Annotated in this window: 20 protein-coding genes and 1 tRNA gene; 8 read left to right on the forward strand and 13 right to left on the reverse strand. The window is 70.0% G+C overall.

Going from position 1 to position 21098, the window contains the following annotated elements:
* Window positions 1–54 precede the first annotated feature (54 nt).
* From AC2H6A_RS08085 to AC2H6A_RS08100, 4 genes are read left to right on the forward strand one after another with little or no spacing between them, the layout of a single operon-like run.
* A complete protein-coding gene (locus AC2H6A_RS08085; RefSeq protein ID WP_484272650.1) occupies window positions 55–948 on the forward strand; it encodes a dienelactone hydrolase family protein in 894 nt (297 codons plus the stop codon).
* Window positions 945–2405 carry an alpha/beta hydrolase gene (locus tag AC2H6A_RS08090; RefSeq protein WP_484272651.1) on the forward strand — a complete coding sequence of 487 codons (1461 nt, stop codon included), beginning with the start codon at window positions 945–947 and terminating at the stop codon, window positions 2403–2405. The genes AC2H6A_RS08085 and AC2H6A_RS08090 overlap by 4 nt, the downstream gene beginning before the upstream one ends.
* Window positions 2406–2462: 57 nt before the next feature.
* Window positions 2463–2900 (forward strand): hypothetical protein, encoded by a 438-nt coding sequence (locus tag AC2H6A_RS08095; protein ID WP_484272652.1) that lies wholly within the window; start codon window positions 2463–2465, stop codon window positions 2898–2900.
* A 3-nt stretch (window positions 2901–2903) separates the two neighbouring features.
* The gene (locus AC2H6A_RS08100; RefSeq protein WP_484272653.1) at window positions 2904–3380 is read left to right on the forward strand and encodes a DUF6152 family protein; all 477 of its coding nucleotides are present in this window, start codon (window positions 2904–2906) and stop codon (window positions 3378–3380) included.
* A gap of 15 nt (window positions 3381–3395) precedes the next feature.
* On the opposite strand, the gene phnY is transcribed toward AC2H6A_RS08100, so the two are convergent.
* Genes phnY through phnA form a run of 7 tightly spaced genes read right to left on the reverse strand, consistent with a single transcriptional unit; the run spans window position 3396 to window position 11151 of the window.
* Entirely contained in the window at window positions 3396–4853 is a 1458-nt protein-coding gene (gene phnY, locus AC2H6A_RS08105; protein WP_484272654.1) for a phosphonoacetaldehyde dehydrogenase, read from the reverse strand.
* Window positions 4854–4865: 12 nt separating this feature from the next.
* Window positions 4866–5990, reverse strand: coding sequence for a TIGR03364 family FAD-dependent oxidoreductase (locus AC2H6A_RS08110; protein WP_484272655.1), 1125 nt, complete (start codon window positions 5988–5990; stop codon window positions 4866–4868).
* Between the two features lie 35 nt (window positions 5991–6025).
* Complete coding sequence (gene phnE / locus AC2H6A_RS08115) at window positions 6026–6859, reverse strand: phosphonate ABC transporter, permease protein PhnE (RefSeq protein WP_484272656.1); 834 nt, start codon at window positions 6857–6859, stop codon at window positions 6026–6028.
* Window positions 6856–7809 (reverse strand): phosphonate ABC transporter substrate-binding protein, encoded by a 954-nt coding sequence (gene phnD / locus AC2H6A_RS08120; RefSeq protein ID WP_484272657.1) that lies wholly within the window; start codon window positions 7807–7809, stop codon window positions 6856–6858. The genes phnE and phnD overlap by 4 nt, the downstream gene beginning before the upstream one ends.
* 45 nt (window positions 7810–7854) lie before the next feature.
* Window positions 7855–8796 (reverse strand): phosphonate ABC transporter ATP-binding protein, encoded by a 942-nt coding sequence (gene phnC, locus AC2H6A_RS08125; protein WP_484272658.1) that lies wholly within the window; start codon window positions 8794–8796, stop codon window positions 7855–7857.
* Window positions 8793–9893, reverse strand: coding sequence for a zinc-binding dehydrogenase (locus tag AC2H6A_RS08130; RefSeq protein WP_484272659.1), 1101 nt, complete (start codon window positions 9891–9893; stop codon window positions 8793–8795). Before AC2H6A_RS08130 ends, phnC begins: the two co-directional genes overlap by 4 nt.
* A 1-nt stretch (window position 9894) precedes the next feature.
* On the reverse strand, window positions 9895–11151 hold the full coding sequence (phnA, locus tag AC2H6A_RS08135) for a phosphonoacetate hydrolase (RefSeq protein ID WP_484272660.1): 1257 nt from the start codon (window positions 11149–11151) through the stop codon (window positions 9895–9897).
* A 151-nt stretch (window positions 11152–11302) separates the two neighbouring features.
* Here phnA and AC2H6A_RS08140 point away from each other — a divergent pair, with 151 nt between their 5' ends.
* The gene (locus AC2H6A_RS08140; protein ID WP_484272661.1) at window positions 11303–11935 is read left to right on the forward strand and encodes a hypothetical protein; all 633 of its coding nucleotides are present in this window, start codon (window positions 11303–11305) and stop codon (window positions 11933–11935) included.
* Here AC2H6A_RS08140 and AC2H6A_RS08145 read toward each other — a convergent pair.
* The 5 genes from AC2H6A_RS08145 to AC2H6A_RS08165 form a co-directional block, all read right to left on the reverse strand.
* Window positions 11923–13791 carry an alpha/beta hydrolase domain-containing protein gene (locus AC2H6A_RS08145; RefSeq protein ID WP_484272662.1) on the reverse strand — a complete coding sequence of 623 codons (1869 nt, stop codon included), beginning with the start codon at window positions 13789–13791 and terminating at the stop codon, window positions 11923–11925. The genes AC2H6A_RS08140 and AC2H6A_RS08145 overlap by 13 nt on opposite strands.
* 15 nt (window positions 13792–13806) lie before the next feature.
* Entirely contained in the window at window positions 13807–14211 is a 405-nt protein-coding gene (locus AC2H6A_RS08150) for a VOC family protein (protein ID WP_484272663.1), read from the reverse strand.
* A 12-nt stretch (window positions 14212–14223) separates the two neighbouring features.
* Entirely contained in the window at window positions 14224–15453 is a 1230-nt protein-coding gene (locus AC2H6A_RS08155; RefSeq protein ID WP_484272664.1) for an acyl-CoA dehydrogenase family protein, read from the reverse strand.
* Window positions 15434–16672, reverse strand: coding sequence for a glutamate carboxypeptidase (locus AC2H6A_RS08160; protein WP_484272665.1), 1239 nt, complete (start codon window positions 16670–16672; stop codon window positions 15434–15436). Before AC2H6A_RS08160 ends, AC2H6A_RS08155 begins: the two co-directional genes overlap by 20 nt.
* Window positions 16673–16918: 246 nt before the next feature.
* Window positions 16919–16992: transfer RNA gene (locus AC2H6A_RS08165), tRNA-Ile, on the reverse strand.
* A 140-nt stretch (window positions 16993–17132) separates the two neighbouring features.
* On the opposite strand from AC2H6A_RS08165, the gene AC2H6A_RS08170 reads away from it, so the two are divergent.
* Window positions 17133–18812, forward strand: a complete 1680-nt coding sequence (locus AC2H6A_RS08170; RefSeq protein WP_484272666.1) for a DUF4384 domain-containing protein — start codon at window positions 17133–17135, stop codon at window positions 18810–18812.
* Window positions 18813–18826: 14 nt separating this feature from the next.
* Here AC2H6A_RS08170 and AC2H6A_RS08175 read toward each other — a convergent pair whose 3' ends face one another.
* Window positions 18827–20008 (reverse strand): YbfB/YjiJ family MFS transporter, encoded by a 1182-nt coding sequence (locus AC2H6A_RS08175; RefSeq protein ID WP_484272667.1) that lies wholly within the window; start codon window positions 20006–20008, stop codon window positions 18827–18829.
* A 92-nt stretch (window positions 20009–20100) separates the two neighbouring features.
* On the opposite strand from AC2H6A_RS08175, the gene AC2H6A_RS08180 reads away from it, so the two are divergent.
* Together AC2H6A_RS08180 and AC2H6A_RS08185 are read left to right on the forward strand one after the other, a co-directional pair.
* Window positions 20101–20514, forward strand: coding sequence for a globin (locus AC2H6A_RS08180; RefSeq protein WP_484272668.1), 414 nt, complete (start codon window positions 20101–20103; stop codon window positions 20512–20514).
* A 34-nt stretch (window positions 20515–20548) separates the two neighbouring features.
* Window positions 20549–21098, forward strand: a 550-nt coding sequence (locus AC2H6A_RS08185) for a thiamine pyrophosphate-binding protein (RefSeq protein ID WP_484272669.1), incomplete at its 3' end; no start/stop codon positions are given.

The following is a 21098-nucleotide window of genomic DNA, read 5'->3' on the forward strand; positions in this document are numbered from 1 at the left end:
GGCGGTATCCTTGCCACGCCGCATTTCCCGCCAACGCCCCAGGAGACTCCATCCATGCTCGACCCAACCGGCCGCTTCGAAGATCCGCAACTGGAGAGCCTGCTGCCTCCCACCGCGCTCAACCGGCGGGGCTTCCTGGCCGGCGGTGCCGGCGCAGGCTTCGCGCTGGCCGCCGGCCCGCTCGCCGCGCAGAGCGTGATTCGCACCCCGGCTGATGGCCTGTACACCGCCGACATGAAAGTGCCCACCGGCCAGGGCGACATGCCGGCCTACCTCGCATGCCCGGTCAATGGCGCTCGCCACGCCACGGTGCTGGTGGTGCCCGAGATCTTCGGCATGCATGAGTACCAGAAGGACATCTGCCGGCGTCTGGCCCTGCGCGGCTACACCGGGGTGACGCTGGATCCCTACTTCCGGCTCGGTGAGCTCGCCCGCATGACCGAGATCCGCGAGGTGGTCGGCCTGGCCAACCGCCTGGAAGACACGCGCATGCTCGCCGATCTCGACGCACTGGTCGGCTTCATCAGCGCCCATCCGCGGGTGAACGCCGCCCGCATGGGCATCACCGGCATGTGCCGCGGTGGCCGTACGGTGTGGATGTACGCCGCGCACAGCAAGCAGATGAAGGCCGGGGTGAGCTGGTACGGCGGACTGAATCCCATGCCGCCGGCCATGCCCCGCACCCCGATCGATGCGGCGGGCGCGCTCAACATGCCGGTGCTCGGCCTGTATGGCGGCGCCGATGCCGGCATTCCGGTGGCGCTGGTGGCGCGCATGCAGGAAGCGCTCAAGGCGGGCAGCAAGGCCAGCCAGGCCAGCCGCTTCGTGCTCTACAAGGACATGCCGCACGCCTTCCACGCCGATTACCGGCCGAGCTACCGCAAGGAAGCGGCCGAAGACGGCTGGCAGCAGATGCTCGCCTGGTTCAAGGAGCACGGCGTCGCATGAGGCGCATGCGCTGGCTGCCGGTCATCCTCGGCGCGCTGGTCGCCGGGGTCTGGCTGGCCATCGCCGGCGGCTTCGCGGCCCAGGCCTGGTGGCGCCTGCCCGAGCTGGCGGTCTGGCACGAGCCGCTCGAGGGCGAATTCAGCGCCCGCGATCCAGGCCGGCCCGCCCGGTTTGCCGATCTGCTGGCGCTGGAGCAGCGGCTGTTTGCGCAGCTCGCCGCGCGCCTGCGCGAACAGCCCGTGAGCGCGGCCGACCCCATGAGCCGCTACAGCCCCAAGAGCGCTGCCGCCGCGCTGGCGCTGACATCCGCGGGCAACCGATCCTCGGTGCTGGCCCACCCCGAGCCGCGCGGCGCGGCCCTGCTGGTGCACGGGCTCACCGACTCGCCCTATCTGCTGAGCGCCATCGCGCGCAGCCTGCATGCCCGCGGCCTGCAGGTCGTGAGCCTGCGTCTGCCCGGTCACGGCACCGTGCCTGGCGCGCTCACCACGGTGCACCGTGAGGACTGGATCGCGGCCGTCGAGCTCGCCGCCCGCCATGCCGCCGAGCTTGCCGGACCGGGAAAACCGCTGGTCTTCGCCGGCTTCTCCACCGGCGGGGCGCTCGCGCTGCGTCACACCCTGAAGGCGCTCGCCGACCCCGCGCTGCCCATGCCCACCGATCTGGTGCTGCTCTCGCCGGCCATCGGCATCTCGGAGCTGGCGGCCGTGAGCGAGGTGGCGGCAAGCCTCGCCTTCGTCCCCGGACTGGCCAAGGCCCGCTGGCTGGATGTCCTGCCGGAGTTCGACCCCTTCAAGTACAACTCCTTTCCGGTGAATGCCGCGCGCCAGATATGGCACCTCACCCGCGAACTCGAGCGCGAACTCGCCGCCGCCGAACGGGCGGGCACGCTCGCGCGCCTGCCACGGATCACCACCTTCCAGTCGCTGGTCGATGCCACCGTGCAGATCGAGGATCTGGCGCACCGGCTGTACCGACGCCTGCCCGCGGGCAGGCACGAGCTGGTGATCTTCGACATCAACCGGCGTCACCAGCTGAGCGGCCTGATGGCGCCCGCCCCGCTGCAGGCGCTGGAGCGGCTTCGCCAGGCACCGCCCCTGGGCTTTCGGCTCACGCTGGTGGGCAACCGCGGGCCCGACAGCGACGAGGTGGTGGAATGGGTGCGCGAGCCCGGTGAGCGCGCCTTCCAGCCACAGGCGATGGGAATGCGCTGGCCGCCCGGCGTGCTGTCGCTCGGTCATCTCGCGCTGCCATTGCCGGCCGATGACCCGATCTACGGCCTGAGCCCTGCTGCCCTGCCCGGCGAGCGGGCCTTCACCCTGGGCGGGCGCGCGCCCAGTGCCGAGGCGGGCGCGCTCTCGGTGCCGCTGGTCGCGCTCGCGCGCATGCGCAGCAATCCCTTCCACGCCAGCATCGCGCAACGGCTGGATGCGATCGCCTCGGGCAGCGCTCGCTGAACGCCGGGCGCTCGCTGGCCGCAACCCGATGATGGCCCCGCCCACCGCATCGATCGCATGATCCCGACGCTGAGCTCCCCCTTTGCCTGGATTGCCAGCCATGCCTGGCTCTATCCGGCCCTCGAGGTGGTTCACCTCATCGGGGTGGCGCTGCTGATCGGCAACCTGACGCTGCTGGAGCTGCGGCTGTGGTTCGCGCCGGCCAACGATGTGCCCGCCGTGCAGCGCGCCGCACTGGCGCTGGTGCTGGTGGGCTTCGGCCTGGCCGCGCTCTCGGGTCTGACGATGTTCGCCAGCCAGCCCGGCGAACTGATCGCCAACCGGGCCTTCACCCTGAAGATGCTGCTGCTGATGCTGGCCGGCTGCAATGCCGCAGCCTTCCACGCGCGGGGCGGTCTGGCCCGGCGAGACCGACTCGCTCGCATCCAGACGACGGTTTCCCTGCTGACCTGGCTGACCATCCTCGCCTGCGGACGCTGGATCGCCTACGCTTGAGCCATGAGCACCCGACGCCACCTGATCATCGCCGCGCTGGCCTTCGCCCCCGCCGCCCGCGCGCTTGCCCACCACGGCTGGAGCAGCTTCGACCAGAATCGGCCGGTGTGGCTGGAAGGCACCGCCCGTCGCGTCGCCTGGCGCAACCCGCATGCCGAGTTCGACCTCGAACTGCCGGCCGACCCCAGCCTGCCCCCCGACCTCGCCCGGCGGGTAGTGCCGGCCCAGAGCGCACCGGTGGATGCCGCCGATCTGCTCGGCCGCGCCCGGTTGCCGGCCAGGCGTGACCGGCTGTGGCGCGTGGAACTGGCGCCGCTCACCCGCATGCAGGCCTGGGGCATCACCGGCCTCGCTGACGGGGACACGGTGGGCGTGCTCGGCTTCGAGCTGGCCGACCCGAAGGCCGCGCCGCTGCTGCGCGCGGAATTCCTGTTCGCGGGCGGCAAGGCGGTGGGGTTGCGGTCGTCACCGGCGGGCTGAGCCCGCGCCGGCTGCTCACCAGGGCAGCGAGTAGGTCTTCAGGTTGGTGAAGCTGCGGCAGGCCTCCTGCACGCCCTCCTTGTAGCCAAGCCCGGAGTCCTTGATGCCGCCAAAGGGCGTCATCTCCAGCCGGTAGCCCGGCACCTCCCAGACATTGACCGTCCCCACCTCCAGCTCGCGCACCAGGCGCATCACATCGTCGAGCCGGTTGGTGCACACCGCCGAGCTCAGCCCGTAGGCGCTGCCGTTGACCAGCGCGATCGCCTCGTCGAGATCGCGAAAGGTGATCACGGGCGAGACCGGTCCGAAGGTCTCTTCGCGCACCAGTTCCATGTCGGCGCGCACACCATCGAGCACCGTGGGCGAATAGGACGCACCACGCCGCATGTTGCCCAGCAGCAGACGGGCACCGCCGGCCACCGCGGCGTCGACCCGCCGCTGGAACAACGATGCGGCACGCTCGTCGATCACCGTGCCCATGTCGACGGCGCCATCGAGCGGATCGCCCCAGGTCCAGTCGCGGCTGACCGCGAGCAGGGCTTCGGTGAAGTCATGCGCAACCCGTTCGTGAACCAGAATGCGTTTGACCGCGGTGCAGCGCTGACCGGAGTTGCGATAGGAGCCCGAGGCGGCCAGCTCCGCCGCACGCCGCGGATCGGCATCGTCCATCACGATCAGCGGATCGTTGCCGCCAAGCTCCAGCACCTGGCGCTTGTAGACCGCGAGCGCCGCGATACGCTTGCCCACCGCCACGCCACCGGTGAAGCTCACCAGATCGGCGTGCGGATGGGTGACCATCGCATCGCCAATCTCTGCCGGGTCACCGGTGATCACGGAGAGCATCGGGCCGGGCAGGCCGCATTCATGCAGCAGATCGGCCAGCATCAGCGCCGAGAGCGGCGTCTTCTCCGAGGGCTTGAGCACCATGCGGTTGTTGGTCGCCACCGCAGGCGCCACCTTGTGCACCACCTGATTGAGTGGATGGTTGAAGGGGGTGATCGCCGCGATGACGCCGAGCAGCGGTTCGCGCAGGGTATGCACCCGGCGCTGTCGGCCATGCTCGGTCAGGTCGCAGGAAAACGACTGGCCGTCATCGATCAGGGCCTGCTGGGCCGAGAACATCAGCACATCGCAGGCCCGCCCCACCTCGTAGAGGCTGTCCTTCAGGCAAAGCCCCGATTCCAGCGTGATCAGGCGGGCCACCTGGGGACGGCGCTCGCCGAGCAGGCGAGCGGCCTCGCTCAGGATGCGATGCCGCTGATGTCGGGTCAGCGTGGGCCTGTACTGGTGGGCCGCCCTGAAGGCCTGATCCACATCGGCTCGCGTGGCCATCGGCACCGTACCGACGAGTTCCCCGGTCCAGGGATAGCGGACCTCGATCACCCGATCGCGACATACCCGATCACCGGCCATGCGCATCGCCTCACGGACCGGGATGTCGATCACCGGTGTCCGGCTGTCATGACTGTTCATCGGCAGGCTCCCTCACCAGCTCTGAAAGACATCGGCGGCAATGCCGAACGCGGTGCTGGCGCCGGTGCCGCTGCTGACCACCACCACCCGGGTGGCGGGATCGGGCGCCTCGATCACGCAATCGACCGGAGCCCCCACCGGGTACACACCGGTCCAGCGTTCGACCACCTCGAGTTCATCGATCGCGAGGGCCTCGCGAAGGTGGCCGAGGATCAGCGCATCGACCGCCTCGGCGGCGAAGGGCTCGGGGGACAGGTCATCATGGTGAGAATCGCCGACCACCAGCGTGCCGTCGGCACTCTGCACCACGATCAGGTGGATGCCGGCGGCGAGGCTTGCCGGCACCTCCGCGCGCAGTTGCGCCAGCAGCGGTCCGGACTGCGGCAGGGCGCTGTAGCCGCCGTACCGCACCAGGCTCAGATCGGCCATGACGCCTGCTCCAAGCACGAACCCTCGCCGTGGCCGAACCCGAAGCATCTGCAGGCGGGTCAGGCGAAGCGCATGACGCGCCAGCGCGGGCAGGGCCACGCCGGTGAGTTCGGTGCCGGGGCAGATCACCACCCGCTCGGCATGCCACTGCCGCCGGGCCGAACGCACCCGCGGCGTGTCCACCTCGAGCACCTGCTCGCCAAAGCAGAAGCGTACGCCGTGCGTCTGAGCAAGCCACTGCGCGAGCCGGGGGATCGCCGTTCGCGACTCGACCCGCAGCTCATGCGGCGACCAGAGCGCACCCTGCGCGCCATCCGAACGCAACGCCGGCGCCCGGGCCGGCAGCGCTGCCGCTGGCACCAGCTCGCAGGCCGCCCCCATCTCGGTGCGACTGAAGGCATCGAGCACCGCCATGGCGCGCTCGCGTCGGGCCAGTACCCACAGGCCCTGATGCTCGATCGGGATGCCCGCCTGCGGCGCCACCTCGGCCCAGACCGCGCGACTGGCCATGGCGCGCCGCCAGGTGTCGCCCGCTGGCTGGCCGGTGATGGTGATGAAACCGAAATTGCGGATCGACGCACCCACACAGCGATGGTCACGCTCGATCACCACCACCCGCATCCCGCGGCGGGCGCCGGCCAGGGCATGCGCCAGACCGACGATGCCAGCACCCACCACGATCAGATCGGCGTTCTCGGCAGAAGACATGATCACGAACCCTCGGTCAACCCGCGGGAGGCGGGTCAGATGAAGCGGCGACGCAGCGCGGCCGATAGCAGATCGATGAGGCTCACGCTGACCACCAGGATCAGCAGCACGGCGCAGGTCTGGGCGTACTGGAAGCCCCGGATCACCTCGAAGAGCACCACCCCGATGCCGCCGGCGCCCACCATGCCCACGACGCTGGCCGAGCGCACATTGCTCTCGAAGCGGTAGAGCGCAAAGCTGAGCCACAGCGGCAACACCTGCGGCAGCACCCCGTAGACGATCTCCACGAGGGGATGCGCACCGCTGGCCCGGATGCCCTCGACCGGCCGAGGATCGATGGCTTCGACCGCCTCGGAGAAGAGCTTGGCCAGGGTGCCGGTGGTGTGGACCGTGAGCGCGAGCACGCCTGCGAACGGCCCCAGACCCACAGCCACGATGAACAGCATCGCAAACACCATCTCGTTGATGGCGCGGCAGGCATCCATCAGCCGCCGCATCGGCTGATGCACCCACGCCGGGGCGATGTTGGCCGAACTGAGCAGCGCCATCGGCACCGCGGCGATCACGGCCAGCAGCGTCCCCCACAGCGCAATGTGCAGGGTGACCACCATCTCGCGCAGGTAGATGCGCCAGTCACCGAAATCGGGCGGGAAGAACTCGGCGGTGTACTTGCCGATGTTGCCGGCATCGCGCACCAGATCCAGCGGGCGGATTTCCGCGCCGTGCCAGGCCCATGCCAGGACACCCAGGGCCAGCGCCCAGGCGGCATGGTGCAGCCATCCCGGCCGCTCGGCGGCCGCCCGTTCGCGCAGCACCTCGAGAGACGCGCGGGAAGGTGATGCCGCAGCGGCCAGTGTCGCGTTGCTCACTTTTTCAGCGCGGCCAGCTTCGCGTCGATCTCGGCGATCACCCTGGCGCGCTCGGCCGAGCTGAGCTTCTCGTCGGTCTCGGCGCGGCTGCGGTCCCGAAACAGTTCGAGTTCCCGGATCGGGATCAGCTGGTCATTGTTCGAGGCCCGGAAACCGTCATAGTTGTAGATCTTGTTGAGGACCGCCTTCTCCTGGGGGTCCTTCTGTGCGTACGCAAGCACGAAGGCCCGCAGCTTCTCCTTGACCACGGGGTCGAGATCCTTGCGCCACACGAACGGATCACTGGGAATCAGCGGGCTTTTCCAGATCACCCGCAGCTGGCTGTGGAGCTCAGGCTTCGTGCGCTCGAGCTGTTCGACCGTCTCGGTGTTGCTGGTCGCGACATCCACCTGCCGCGCAAGCGTCGCCTGGACATTGGCGCCATGGCTGGCATTGCGGATGGACTTGAACGCGGTGCGGTGATCGACCTTGTTCTGCGCGAAGATGTAGAAGGTGGGCACCAGAAAGCCCGATGTCGAATTCGGATCACCGATGCCGAAGTTGATGCTCTTCGAGTTTTTCAGCACATCGTCGAGTGACCGGTAGGGACTGTCCTTCTGCGTGATCAGCAGGGCGTTGTAGCCGTAGCTGCCGTCGGCAAACTTCACCTGCGCGAAGATCTCTCCGCTGGCCCGATCCACCGCCTCCATCGCGGCCTTGTTGCCTAGCCAGGCAACCTGCACCTTGTTGAAGCGCATCGCCTCGATCACACCGGCATAGTCGGGCGCATAGAAGGACTTCACCTTCAGGCCGGTCTTCTTTTCCATGTCCCGAAAGAACGGCTCCCAGCGCTCGCGCTGGACGTTGGCGGCATCGGTGGCGATGACACCGAAGTTGATCTCCTGGGCAAGAGCAGCCGTGCAGGACAGCCCGGCCAGCGCCAGGGCAAACAGCGATCTGAGGGTCTTCATCGGATTCTCCGAAGGCAGGAAGTGAATCGGTGTGGATCGGACGATTCAGCCAGCGATCCCGGATGTCTCCGGCTTGCGTCCGGACGCAGCGGGCGACGCCATCGGCTGCGAACTCTCGGCCTCGGCCTCGGCATCGCTCAGCAGTTCCTCGGCGGCGCTGCCGTAGAGCTTGCGCAGGAATTCGGGCGTGAGCGCACTCGTGGGCCCATCGAAGATCAGGCGGCCTTCACGCAGCGCGATCACCCGGTCGCAGTAACGACGGGCGAGCGCAACATGGTGCAGGCTCACGATCAGGGTCATGCCCGCCTCGCGGTTGAGCTGGGCCAGGAGATCCATGACCCTGCGGGTGGATTCCGGATCGAGCGAGGCCACCGGCTCATCGGCCAGCAGCAGGCGTGCGCCCTGGGTCATGGCACGCGCCACCGCTGCCCGTTGCTGCTGCCCGCCAGACAGGGTCGATGCCCGCTGGAAAGCCTGCGGCGCCAGACCGATGGCCGACAGCGCATCGAGCGCGCGGGCGCGCTCCGCCAGGGTGAAACGGCCGAGCAGGGCACGCCACAGCGGCAGGCCGGCAGTCAGGCCGGTGAGCACATTGGTCATCACCGGCAGGCGGCCAACCAGGTTGAACTGCTGGAAGATGATCGCCACTTCCCGGCGCAAGCGCCGCGCGCCGGTGCTGACCCGGCCGGCGGCCTGCATCGGCGCCCCGAAGAGCTCGACCCGGCCTGCACCGGGATCGATCCGCTCCAGCGCACACAGGCATCGCAGCAGCGTGGACTTTCCCGACCCCGAGGCTCCCAGCAGCGCGATTCGCTCTCCCGGCCGCACCGAGAAACTGACATCGGCGAGCGCCACCCGCTGGCCCGCGAAGGTCTTGCTGACCCCATGCACCTGAACCGCCAGTTCGGCGTCCGTTGCAAGCGCGCGGGCGCGCACCGGAGATCCCGGCCAGCGTCGATCGCTGCCTGTGGTCGGCATCGCGCTCACGGCAGGATCGCCGCGCGGATCACGCGACGTTCATCGGCATCCCGGATCGCCTCGCCGACCTGATCGAGCCGATAGCGGCCATCCACCAGCTCACCGAAAGGGTAGCGGCCCCGCTGGGCAGCAATGAAATCGAGGGCCTCGAGCAGATGCCGGGGGTGGTAGTTGTGAACGCCGCGCAGGGTGATCAGCTTGCGCAGCACCTGATTGAGGTCGATCGATGCCCAGGCCCCCGGGCTCACCAGCCCGCCGATCACGCATACGCCGCCCTCGCGCAGCATGGCCAGGCCTTGCGGCACCACCGATGGATCGCCGCAGATCTCGATCACGGCATCAGGGCCCACTGGCGGACACTGGGCGCGCACCCGCGCGATCAGACCGTCGTCGCTCAGGCCCGCCGGGTCGATCACCGCATCGCAGCCGAAGCGCTCGCCCATCGCGCGGCGCGCAGCCACGCCGTCGATCCCGATCACCCTTCCGGCGCCGCGCGTCTTCGCGATCGCCGCCGCATACAGCCCGAGCAGTCCCAGGCCCTGGATCACCACCGAGCCACCCGGCCGGATCGCGGCCTGGTCCACGAGACACACTGCCGTGGCCACGCCGCAATTCACCGGGGTGGCCTCGGCATCGCTCAGTTCGGCCGGCACACGCAGGATCCACGATCGCGGCAGCACGTAGCAGAACTGCCCGAAACCACCGTGGTGGTGCGGATCCTGGTCCACCGACAGATGCCCGTACTTGGCCAGCCCCACCGACTTCTGAGGCAGATCGAGCACCTGGGCATGAAAGCCCTCATCGGGCACGAAGAACTCGCTCCAGGTGATGCGGTCGCCAATCGCAAGCCGATCACCGCGCATGTCGCGCTCGACGCCCTCGCCCAGCGCGACGATGCTGCCGATGATCTCGTGTCCCAGCACGCCGGGCGTCGGGTTGGGGCGGTGCCCGAGGTAGCTGTGGATGTCGCTGCGGCAGATGGTGCACATGCGCACCCGGACGAGCACCTCGCCACGGCGCGGCTCGCGCAGCGGCAGCCGATGCAGCTGGAATGCCTCTGTCGGCGCGGGATATACCGCCACGAGGCCATCGACGGGCAGGCTCATCTCACAGCGTTCCGTTGATCGCGAAGTCGAGCAGCTGGTGGCTCTTCAGCGGCTTTGCGGCGGCCAGCTCGCGATAGCCCGGCACCAGCGGGCGGTTCAGGATGAACGGCACCTTGGCCTCCGACAGGCCGCCATGGGTGCGCAGGCGATTGCCGGCCAGTCCGCTCAGATCATGGTCACGCCACGAGCCGCCAATGCAGGTGTCCTGACGCGCGACCACCACCACATCGGCTTCGCGGTCGGCTGGCAGTTCGAACAGGCGGCAGGCCGCTTCCCGCTCGAGGGCAAACTCGATGCCTTGCACGCCGGCAAGACACGCGATGACCTCGCGGGCACTCAGGTCGCCTCGCAGCCACACCCTGACGAAGCCACCCAGGGCGCCGTGGTGGGCGACGAACGCATCCGTGATCGGGCAGATCACCGTGGCCCGGCCCGGGCCGAGGTGCTCGTCGATCAGGTCCTGCAGCCAGATCACCTTCGGCTCGCCCGCGGCATCGCTCTTGTCGCTCATACCGTGGTCGGCGGTGAGCGCGAGGGTGATGTCCATGGCCATGAGCTGGCCGATCCGCGCGTCGAGCGCCTGGTAGAAGGCGCGGGCTTCCGGCGCCTCGGGCGCCCACTTGTGCTGAACCCAGTCGGTGAGGGAGAGGTAGGTCAGGTCAGGACGACGCTCGGCCAGCAACCGGATGCCGGCATCGAGCACGAACAGCGACAGTTCCATGGAATACATGCCCGGCACCGGCTGCCCGAGCCACTGCGGCACCGACTCGATGCCGTTCTCGGCGAGCGTGCAGCGATCGGCGAATTCCGACGAGAACGACACATGCCCGGCGCTGACATCGAGACCCTTGGCGAGTTGCCGACGCAGCTTGTCCTTGGCGGTGATCGAGACCACCCGCGCGCCTGCCTCGGCAAACCTTGCCAGGACGGTCTCGGCACGAAGCAGCTCCGGGCCGGTCATGACCACCGGCTGCCAGGTCGTGGTGTCGAGGTAGAAGTTGCCGGAGATGCCGTGCACCGCTGTCGGCGTGCCGGTGATGATCGACATGTTGTTGGGGCAGGTGAACGAGGGCATCGAGCCATCGGCCACCGCGGCAAAGCCCTCATGCACGCAGCGCGCGATGTTCGGAACAGCGCCCTCGGACAGGTAGCGGGCCAGATAGGCCGGGTCTCCGCCATCGATGCAGACCGCGACCACCGGGCGCTTCGGCCAGCGATAGTCAATGCCATTCACGCGCACCCGCTGATCCGACTGCATCCATCACCCTCCCGTTCGGACCGCGAGGATGCGGAAACAACATGACGGGCTGGTGACGACCGTTCCCTCCCGCCAATCCACCGTTCAGCCGTCGCGGCGGCCGGTCGCCTCCGTGCCTGCCTAAGCTGAGGCCTGACCGGGAGAGACCATCATGCCGCGCAAGCTGCTCACCGCGCTGGCCGCCACGCTCGCTGCCACGGCGGTTCACGCCAACGATCTGAGCTTCTACTCGCCCCTGAGCGCCAGCGGCTTCGGTCTGGGCGCGGCTTTCGGGCTGAGCAGTCGCATCGACCTGCGGGTGGAATACGCCGGCATCGCGCTGTCGCGCAGCGGCCTGCGCGAAGGCGTGGACTTCGACGCCCGCCACGGGCTGGCCGCGATGTCGGTGGTGGGCGACTGGTACTTCGGCTCGCAGACCGGCTTCCGGCTGGGCGCCGGTCTGGTGTCTCCGGGCAGCCAGCTGAGCGGCTTCTCGCGCATCGGCGGGCTCACGCCGGTGGGCACGGCCTATCCCGGTTCCGGCGGCTCGGGCATCGACCTCAGCAGTGACCTCGCCCGGGTGATGTCGCCCTATGTGGGTCTGGGCTGGGGCACGCGGATGAGCCAGGATCGCGGGTTCGGGCTGCGCGCCGACCTCGGTCTGATGTACTCGCGCCCCGACGCCCGCCTGGGCGTCGGCGGCCTGGCCGCCGAGTCATTGGCCGATCAGCGCCGACTGCAGGACGCCTACGACCGCTACCGCTTCTACCCGGTGATCTCGGCCGGCATGAGCTACCGGTTCTGAGCCGACGACATCAGCGCGGCCGCGTCCTGCGGCAGCAACAGCCGCTGCGCGAGCAGCGCCTCCACCACCACCCGCACCCGCTCGGCGCGGTCGGCATCGTCGGCATAGCGCTCGGCCACCGAGCGCCGCGGATCGCCCCGCGCCTCGCGTTCGGCGCGATCGGCCGGAAACGGCAGACGGCTGCCATCGCGATCAGCCAGTTCGCCCTCGGGCCAGGGTGAGCGATAGAGATTCCAGCCGGTGAGCGTGGCCACCGGCACCGCCACCTCGGGCAGGCGAATGCCGGCCACCTCGTTGCCATCCTCGTCCACCCGGCACACCAGAGTGCGATAGGCGCGCGGCGAGTCCTGCGGATGCACCCAGTCACCGGGCAGGCCGATGCGGTGGGTGCGCTCGGCCAGCCCCGCACCCGGGATGGCCGGAAAGGCGAGCGACTCGGCCGGCACCAGCGTGCCCTCGGCGAGCCGGGGCACCTGGCTGGGCGGGGGTTGACGCCCGTCGCGTACCCACTCCCAGAGCGCAAGCAGCAGGGCGCGCACCACCGGCATCGGGTTGTGCGGATTGCGCGGATTGACCGCCGGCCCGCAATCGCCCGGCGTGCCGGCGCGCGCGCCGTGCTGGGTGCCGGCCACCAGGTACACCCGGGTATTCGACGGCAGATCGAGGTCGCGCTCGCCGAGCGGGTCGGTGTGCAGCAGCGAGGCGCCCTTCTGCCAGTACTCGGTGGCGGTGTTGATCTCGATCAGCAGGGGATCGCTGCCATCCTCGCGCAACAGCGCATCGCAACGGCCGCTGAGCGGATCGGTGAGCCGCGCACTGGCAAAGGGGAAGGCATTCTCGGGATAGCCATGGTCTTCATGCTGGGTGCTGGTGCGCGCCGGCTGCGCGAAGGGCGCATTGAGGAACACCCGGCCCACCCCGGCGATGTGCGAGAGCACGCCATCGAACACCCGCCGGCCCTGCTCGTCGCGATTGAAGCCCTGACCGATGTGGTCGCGAAGGTAGCGGCCGGCCTGCGAGATGCCGATCGCCAGGCAGTGCGCCATGCGCTGGCCGGTGAGCGCCAGCGCATCGGGATGGTGGCGCAGATGGCTGATCAGGTCGCGGGTGGCGGCAAAGCCAAGCCCCTGAACCCGCGGATCGACAGCCTCGTAGTGCAGTTCGTAGAGCCAGCCCGGCCGCGGGCTCAGGCCCTCGCGCAGCGCGACCGTGCGGGCATCGACAAAGCGCCAGTCATCCGGCGGCAGGGCCTGCGGCGCATCGCCGGGCCGGGCCCGACACGTGAGACGCGCCCGACCGGGCTCGGGAAAGGCCGCGGTGTGCGAGAGGCGGAACACCGCGAGTTCGCCGGCGCGCGTGCCTGACACGAACTCGTCGCGTACCGGCGCCACGATGGGCTGGCCGTCGCGGCGCGCCACCGGCGCCTGCAGCGCGAGCCCGCCACGCGCCGTGGGTGCGTCGGGATCCCAGCCCGACCAGACCAGGGTGAATCCTAGCGAGAGCGGAAATCGGTTGCCGAAGTCATCGGCGCTGCGCGGATCGTTGCCGCCGCCCGGGGCGTCGGCCAGCGTGCCGAAGAGCATCTTGCGGCCGCGGTTGTTCACCTCGTGGAGCAGGCCGCCATTGCCCAGCGCGGGGTCGCAGGGCCGCAGCACATGAACCTCGGTGGCGTACTCGACGCAGCCGCGGGCATTGCGAGGCGCGCACTCGATCAGCGCAATGCCGCGATTGCCGGGATGGGCTGGGTCGACCTCGCCATGGGCGATGGCCACCACCCGCTCGTAGCGGCCGGCGGCGCCGAAGACCAGCGAAGCGTCCAGCGCCTCGACCGAGCGGATCTCGATGGCGCGCAGCATCGTCCGTACCGCGGCTCAGGCCGGGGGCGGGAAGTTGAGCTCCACGCCCACGCCATCGGGGTCGAAGAGGAAGATCTGCGCGGCGCCGGTGCGCGGCACCACCTGCTCGCGAAAGCTCACGCCGCACGACTGCAGGCGGGCCCGTACCGCAGGCAGGTCTTCGGCGGCGAAGGCGATGTGGTCGAAGCGGCCGGTGTCGGCATAGTGCTTCGCGGGATCGCGCACGGTGATGCCCTCGCGGGGCTTGCGCGGTCCGAGCAGATGCACCGTGGCCACGCCGCCCGAGTAGAGCCAGTAGCCCGGAAAGCCCAGCGGCGGACGATTGCCCACGGCGAGGCCAAGCACGTCGACATAGAAGTCCTTGGTCCGCTCGAGATCGGCGGGTTCGATGGTGAAGTGCTGCAGTACGCCCAGCGGCATGGCAAGGTCTCCTCAGACGAAGGTGAGATCCGGATCGGCGCCCAGCAGCCAGGCGCCCACGGTTTCGAGGTGCGACAGCCGCCCCTGCAGCTGCTGCGTGACGGTGTGGATGTCGCGAAAGCGCCGCTCCATCGGCTGCTCGGCGAAGATGGCGCTGGCGCCGGCGGCATGCCACACCCGGTCGACCGCGGCGCGCGCCTGGTGGATGGCATGGGTGGAGGCCATGCGCACCCGCATGCGCTGGTCCATGCTCAGCCGGGCCTCGGGCTGGCCAATCTCGCGCCAGAGTTCATCAACCGTCTGCAGCAGCCAGGCGCGGGCCGCGCGCGCACCGGCCTCGGCCTGGGCATACTCCGACTGCACCACCGCGTTCTCGCGCAGCAGGCTGCGCTGACCGCGGGGCACCTTGTCGATGGCCAGCGCGGTGAAGGCATCGAGCGCGCCGCGCGCGATGCCCAGCGCCACGCCGGCGAAACCGATCTGGTAGAGCAGATTGGCCGGCAGGCGATAGAGCGGGCCCGGCTCGCGGCACTCGAAGCGATGGTCGCGGGTGATGCTGTGATCCTCGGGCACGAAGTGATCGCGCAGCGAGAAACGGTCGCTGGCGGTACCGCGCAGACCCACCGTGTTCCAGGTGTCGGTCCACTGCACCGCCGCGGCCGGCACCAGCAGCGTGCGCTCGATGCGACGGCCGTCGGCCGCCGTGAGCGACGCGCCGTCAGGCTGCACCACCGGGCAGTGCGCGCCCAGCCAGGTGGCATGGCGGCCACCCGAGGCGAAGGACCAGTCGCCGCTCACCCGATAGCCACCCTCGACCCGCACCGCGCGTGCGCCGGGGCCCGGCCCCCAGGCCAGCACCGCACGCGAATCCCGGCCGAAGATCGCTGCCGCCGCCGCCGGCGCAAGATAGGCCGCCGCCATCGCGCATCCGCCTGCCTGGCACAGGCACCAGGCCACCGAGGCATCGGCCCGGGCGATGGTCTCGATGACATGGAAGAAGCTGAGCGGATCGAGCTCCTCGCCATCGACGCTGCGCGGCAGCAGCAGCCGGAACAGGCGCTGGGCATGCAGGGCATCGAGCAGCGCGGGCGAAAGCCGGCGCTCGCGCTCGATCGCGTCGGCCTCCAACGCCACCATCGGCAGCAGGCCGCGGGCGCGTGCCACCCAGCCGGCCTCACCGGCCAGCGGCGGCTGCAGGGGCGGCCAGCCGCGTTCGCGGTTGTCAGCGGCCGAGGGCGACATCCATGATCATCCGGGTGGCCAGATAGAGCCGGCGCGGGATGGCATCCACCAGCACATACTCCGCCTGGTCGCTGTGATAGCCGAAGCCGGGAAGACCCAGCGCCTCGATCACCGGGCGGCCCGCCTTCGCCGCATAGGCGGCATCGGTGCCACCGCCCGTGGAGGGCACCACCGCGAGATCGAAACCGATCTCGCGATAGATGCTCACCGCCTTGTCTACCAGCCGCCGGCCTGCGGCATCGGCCACGAAGGCCGGACGACCCACGATCAGCTCCACCGCGATCTGCGCACCATTCAGGCGCGGCGTGGCGGCCCGCTCACGCAGGATCTTCATTGCGGTCTCCAGGCGCTGCGGATCGAGATAGCGCACGTTGGCCTCGATGGTCACCTCGGCCGGGATCATGTTGGCGATGCGACCGCCGGTGCCCACCGTCCAGTTGAAGCGGAAGGCGTTGGCGCGGTCATCGAGATCGAGGGTGCGCAGCATGAAGTCGGCCGCTTCCACCATGGCATTGACGCCCTGCTCGGGTGCGGCGCCGGCATGGGCAGCACGGCCGCGCACCGTGGCCCGGACCGCAGCCGTGCCCGAGGTGGCCAGCACCAGCGTCTCGCGCAGGGCCACCGTGGGCTCGAAGGACAGCACCGCATCATGGGCGCGGGCGGTGGCCTCGATGAGGTCGCGCGAGCCGGTCGAGCCGCGCTCCTCGTCGGTGTTCACAAGCACGGTGATCTCGGCAAAATCCTGGAAACCGCGGGCCTGGAGCAGCCTGAGTGCGTGCAGGATCACCGCGATGCCGCCCTTGTCGTCGGCGATGCCCGGACCGAAGGCGCGACTGCCCTCCAGCCGGAAGGGCGCGCGGGCCAGCGTGCCCTTCGGATAGACCGTATCCATGTGGGCCATCAGCAGCACGCGCCGCTGGCCCTTGCCGGTGAGCCTGCCCAGGATGATCTCGCCGACCACGCCGCCCGCGGAGGGTTGGCGGCTGACCGTGGCGCCAAGCGCCTGCAGTTCAGCCTGCAGCAGGTCGGCCATGGCGGCCAGGCCCTCGGCATTGCCGGTGCCGGTCTCGATGTTCACCAGCCGCTCGAGGGTGCGCACCACCGCCGGCTGCTCGGCGGTGGCCGCGGCAAGCAGCGCCTCGTCGCGCGCCTGGGCGGTGCCGCAGACCAGCCCGAGAACCGTGAGCGACAGCAGGAGGCGGGCGAGCAGGGAGGTCATGGGCGCGATCCAGGAGGGCTGGTGATCGGAAGCGCCGCTGGCGGGCCCGCAGCAGGCGGCTGCGCCTTGGCGGTAAGGTCAGGGCCAGCATACCGCGCGGGCTGACCGCCATGCCCGCTGACCCGCGGATGCCGGAAGGCCGGGCCTGCGTGCGGGGCCGCAAATGGACCGCCGCCGCGAGTGGCCTGCACGACCGGATCGTGACCGGCGGGCAATCGCCCGGCGCCGCGCCATGGGTGAACCGGGTAGGCCGTGTTGGACTTGAACCAACGACCAAAGGATTATGAGTCCTCTGCTCTGACCAGCTGAGCTAACGGCCCTTCGGCCGGCATCGTACTGCATCCCCGGCGCAGGCAGCCTGCCATCACGAAACGGCGGCTTGAGCGCAAGCGCGAGCCGGGATAGGCTGGCTGCCATCACCCCGCTGCACGCACGCACCGGGGGCACCCCTTGCCCGCGCATGAAGCCCCAGCATCATCCGTGCCTCGTCGCCGCCGCCGGCCTGCTCGCCCTGAGCATGGCGCTCGTCGTGCCCGCCCGCAGCCAGGCGCAGGGTGCGCGCCCCATCGACGCCGCCGCCGACACCCCACGCGCCCGACCGGGCAGTGCCGGCGCGGTCCGCGCCCGGCTCAACCCCGACGAGCGGGCCACGCGCACGCTCACCAGCTTCACGCCCGCGCTGCGCTGCATGGACGACCTGCTCTACGCCAGCGGCATTCGCGACATCACGATGATGATGGAGGAGATGCGCGACGCGACCATGCGGGTGCCGATCTCGGTGCGCGACATGATGACCTCGGCCATCTCCGACATGACCCGCCGCTCGCGGGCGATCCGACTCTCGATGTTCGGCAGCGACCAGCAGAACGCCGCCAACCTGCTCACGCAAGCTCAGCGGCAGGGCGCATTCTCGATCGTGCCGCAGTACACCCTGCGCGGCACGGTCAGCCAGATGGACGAAGGCGTCGATCGCCGCGCCAGCTCACTGGGGATCGCCAGCGCCTCGGAGCTTTTCGGCCTGAAGCTGGGCAGCGACACCCGCTTCTCGGTGCTTGCCTTCGACGCCGCGCTGATCGACACCGAGCGGCTCACCCTGGTGCCAGGGGTGTCCTCGCGCAACAGCACCCTCCTGGTCAGCCGCAACGCCAGCGCGGGCGAGGGCTCGGCGCAGCTGAAGAACCCGGCCATGTCGGTGGTGTTCACCTTCTCGCCCTCGCGCTCGGAGGGCCCCTCGCAGGCGGCGCGCAACATGGTGGAGCTCGCCGCGGTCGAACTGGTCGGCAAGCTCACCCGTCTGCCCTACTGGCAGTGCCTGGGCATCGCCGACAACGAGCCCGAGGTTCTGCGCGAGACCGAAGACTGGTTCCTGTCGATGGACCCCACCGAACAACGCGCCTTCCTGCAATTGCGCATGCGCGAGCGCGGCCGCTACCAGGGGCCCACCGACGGCACCGGCAGCCCGGCCTTCACCGAGGCGATGGCGGCCTATCGGCCACTGATCGGGCTACCGCCGGAAGGACCGCTCGATCTCGACTTCTTTCGCCGGTTCATCGTCACCGGGGTGCCAAGGCTGAGCCCGTCGCCACCGGCGCCGGTGGCTGCGGCCGGCAGCGTATCCGCCAGCCGATCCGCCCTGCCCGCAGCCTCGACGGCACCTGCCGCGCCACCGACGGCCCCAGCCATCCCCGAGCGCGAACGCGCGAGCGCGGTGCTGCGGATGAGCAGTCTGCGCGAGGCCAGCCTTGATGGACCGCTGCAGATCGCGGTCTCTGCCGACCAGCCCGGTCACCTCTACTGCTATGCGCGCAACCCCGCCAGCGGCAACCTGCTGCGCATCTTTCCCAACCGCTACACGCGCGACTCGCGGCTGGAAGCGGGCCGCAGCCTGACCATGCCGAGCGGCGACCGGTTCAGGCTCGACCCCGACGCGGACTACGCCTGCCTGCTCACCCACCGCGAGGTCTACCCCGACCTGCCCCAGAGCCTGCGCTGGGGCGACTTCGAGGACATGACGGTTCGCAGCTTCGAGGCGGTGCGCGAGCTCTTCCAGAGCGCCGCCGGCGCGCCGGTGGGTTTTGCCCGCTTCGCGCGGGCCTGCGGCAACAGTTGCGCGGGCAACGACACGCCGCTCAAGCCCTGAGTTGCGCGAGCCGCTCAGTCGCCGAGTTCGCGTTGCGCCAGCGCCGTCAGCGCGCCCAGCGCCAGCAGGCCCGCCGACACCGCCAGCCCGCCGCGCAGCGAGCCGGTGAGGTCGGCCAGCCAGCCGATGGCCACCGGGCCGCCGATCTGGCCGGCGGCGAACATCGCGGTGAAGGTGGCCATGGCGCTGCCCCAGGCCGGCTTGGGCAGGGCGCGCTTGATGAAGCCGCCCACCGACGAGGGCGCACTGAACATGCCCAGGCCGAACAGGAATGCCGAGGCCAGCAGCGCGAGCAGATGCGTGGAGAAGAGCGGCAGCGCGGCGCCGATGGTGAGCGTGGCCAGCACCGCCGCCAGCGGTCGCCCGCCCCGCCAGCGCTCGGCCGGCACCCGCCACACCCAGGGTGCGATCCAGGTGGCCAGGCCCAGCAGGCACCAGACTGCCACCACCTCGCCGGTGCTCGCGCCCTGGGCCCGCATCCAGGCGATCACGAAGGTCATGTAGCCGATGTAGCCCACCGCGAACAGCGCATAGGCGGTGAACTCGGCGGCCATCGGCGCCAGCCGCCAGCGCGCCGAGCCGGCCGCCGTGCCGGGTTCCTCGATCTGCAAGGCCGCCCAGATCGCGGCCACGGCCATCACCAGCCCGGCCATGCCCATCTCGCGCCAGGCGATCGGCCAGGCGGCCGGCCCCTGGGCATCGAGCATCGGCGGCAGCACGGCGCCGCTCAGCATCAGGCCCAGGCCACCGCCCGCAAAGAACACGCCGATGGTGGTGGTGGCCATGGCCGGGCGCTGCGGCAGCACATTGCCGGAAAGCGCACCGCCACAGATGAAGATCGCCGCGCCGCCCACGCCGGTGAGCACCCTCAGCGTCATCAGCCAGGTGATGTCACGGGTGAAGCCGGTGGCCAGCAGCGCCAGCGCCGTGAGCATCATGCCGGCGCAGAACAGACGGCGGTTGCCGGTGTGGTTGACCACCCCCCGAACCAGCAGCGCGCCCAGCAGATAGCCGAAGGCATTGACGGTGTTGAGCGCACCGGCCTGCGACCAGTTCCATTGCAGGTCCTCGCGCATGGCCGGCAGCAGCAGCGCATAGGCGAAGCGCGCAAAGGAGTTGGACACCGCCGGCCCGAAGGACAGCAGGAACGCGATCAGCAGGCCTCGCCACATGGAGCCGAAGCATACCTGCGGCAAGCGACCCATCTCGTTTCCCGCCGGGCCGGCGGGAAGCCGGCGAGCGATCCGCCGATGATTGCTGCAGCGCAGACGCGAGGGAACGGACGTACATGCGGGCACAGGCGATCGAAGCCTCGCTGGAGGCGGTGGCGGCGCGGGTGGGTGACCCCGCGCCGCAGGTCTATGCGCGCCTGTTCACCCTCGAACCCGCGCTGCAGACCCTGTTCGTGCGCGACACCGATGGCAGCGTGCGCGGCCAGATGCTGCAGCAGGTCTTCGAGACCGTGCTCGACCTGGTCGACGGCGATCACTACGGCGGCACGCTGATCGCAAGCGAGTGGGTCAATCACCAGAACCTCGGCGTGCCCGCCGCGCAGTTCGCGCTCTTCTTCACCGCGATGATCGATGCCTTCCGCGACATCCTCGGCGATGACTGGACCCCGGCCTTCGAACAGGCCTGGGCCTCGGTCACCGCCCAGGTGGCCGCCATCATCGAGCAGCGCGCCCGCCAGACCCCGGCCTGAGCGCCCGTCAACCTCACCGATCGAAAGGACCGCCATGCGCGGACACGATGTCTTCCTGAAGAGCCTCGCCGCCCACGGCGTGGACCGCATCTTCGGCAACCCGGGCACCACCGAGAGCCCGCTGCTCGACTCGCTCGCCGACCATCCGCAGATGCAGTACATCGTGCACCTGCACGAAGGCGTGGCGGTGGGCGCGGCGGGCTATTACGCCCGCGCCACCGGGCGCACCGCGGTGGCCAACCTGCATGTGGCGCCCGGCCTGGGCAATGCCATCGGCATGATCTACAACGCCCTGAAGGGGCAGGCGCCGCTGATCGTCACCGCCGGCCAGCAGGACACCCGCATGCTGCGGCGCGAGCCCATCCTCTCGCACGATCTCGCCGCGATGGCCGCGCCGGTCACCAAGTGGAGCACCGAGGTACGCCATGCCGACGAGATGGACGAGGTGCTGCGCCGCGCCTTCAAGATCGCCAATGACCCGCCCTTCGGGCCGGTGTTCCTGTCGCTGCCGATCGATGTCATGGCGCAGACCACCGCCAATGGCCCGCAGCCGCCCGCGCGCCTCTACCGCGCCGTGCCGCCCG

This window comes from Quisquiliibacterium sp. (assembly GCF_982640115.1).

Excerpts from the sequence above, each read along its gene's own strand:
- AC2H6A_RS08085 (WP_484272650.1), top strand. The coding sequence starts at position 55 with ATGCTCGACCCAACCGGCCGCTTCGAAGATCCGCAACTGGAGAGCCTG.
- AC2H6A_RS08090 (WP_484272651.1), top strand. The coding sequence starts at position 945 with ATGAGGCGCATGCGCTGGCTGCCGGTCATCCTCGGCGCGCTGGTCGCC.
- AC2H6A_RS08095 (WP_484272652.1), top strand. The coding sequence starts at position 2,463 with ATGATCCCGACGCTGAGCTCCCCCTTTGCCTGGATTGCCAGCCATGCC.
- AC2H6A_RS08100 (WP_484272653.1), top strand. The coding sequence starts at position 2,904 with ATGAGCACCCGACGCCACCTGATCATCGCCGCGCTGGCCTTCGCCCCC.
- phnY (WP_484272654.1), bottom strand. The coding sequence starts at position 4,853 with ATGAACAGTCATGACAGCCGGACACCGGTGATCGACATCCCGGTCCGT.
- AC2H6A_RS08110 (WP_484272655.1), bottom strand. The coding sequence starts at position 5,990 with ATGTCTTCTGCCGAGAACGCCGATCTGATCGTGGTGGGTGCTGGCATC.
- phnD (WP_484272657.1), bottom strand. The coding sequence starts at position 7,809 with ATGAAGACCCTCAGATCGCTGTTTGCCCTGGCGCTGGCCGGGCTGTCC.
- AC2H6A_RS08130 (WP_484272659.1), bottom strand. The coding sequence starts at position 9,893 with ATGAGCCTGCCCGTCGATGGCCTCGTGGCGGTATATCCCGCGCCGACA.
- phnA (WP_484272660.1), bottom strand. The coding sequence starts at position 11,151 with ATGCAGTCGGATCAGCGGGTGCGCGTGAATGGCATTGACTATCGCTGG.
- AC2H6A_RS08140 (WP_484272661.1), top strand. The coding sequence starts at position 11,303 with ATGCCGCGCAAGCTGCTCACCGCGCTGGCCGCCACGCTCGCTGCCACG.
- AC2H6A_RS08145 (WP_484272662.1), bottom strand. The coding sequence starts at position 13,791 with ATGCTGCGCGCCATCGAGATCCGCTCGGTCGAGGCGCTGGACGCTTCG.
- AC2H6A_RS08150 (WP_484272663.1), bottom strand. The coding sequence starts at position 14,211 with ATGCCGCTGGGCGTACTGCAGCACTTCACCATCGAACCCGCCGATCTC.
- AC2H6A_RS08155 (WP_484272664.1), bottom strand. The coding sequence starts at position 15,453 with ATGTCGCCCTCGGCCGCTGACAACCGCGAACGCGGCTGGCCGCCCCTG.
- AC2H6A_RS08160 (WP_484272665.1), bottom strand. The coding sequence starts at position 16,672 with ATGACCTCCCTGCTCGCCCGCCTCCTGCTGTCGCTCACGGTTCTCGGG.
- AC2H6A_RS08170 (WP_484272666.1), top strand. The coding sequence starts at position 17,133 with ATGAAGCCCCAGCATCATCCGTGCCTCGTCGCCGCCGCCGGCCTGCTC.
- AC2H6A_RS08180 (WP_484272668.1), top strand. The coding sequence starts at position 20,101 with ATGCGGGCACAGGCGATCGAAGCCTCGCTGGAGGCGGTGGCGGCGCGG.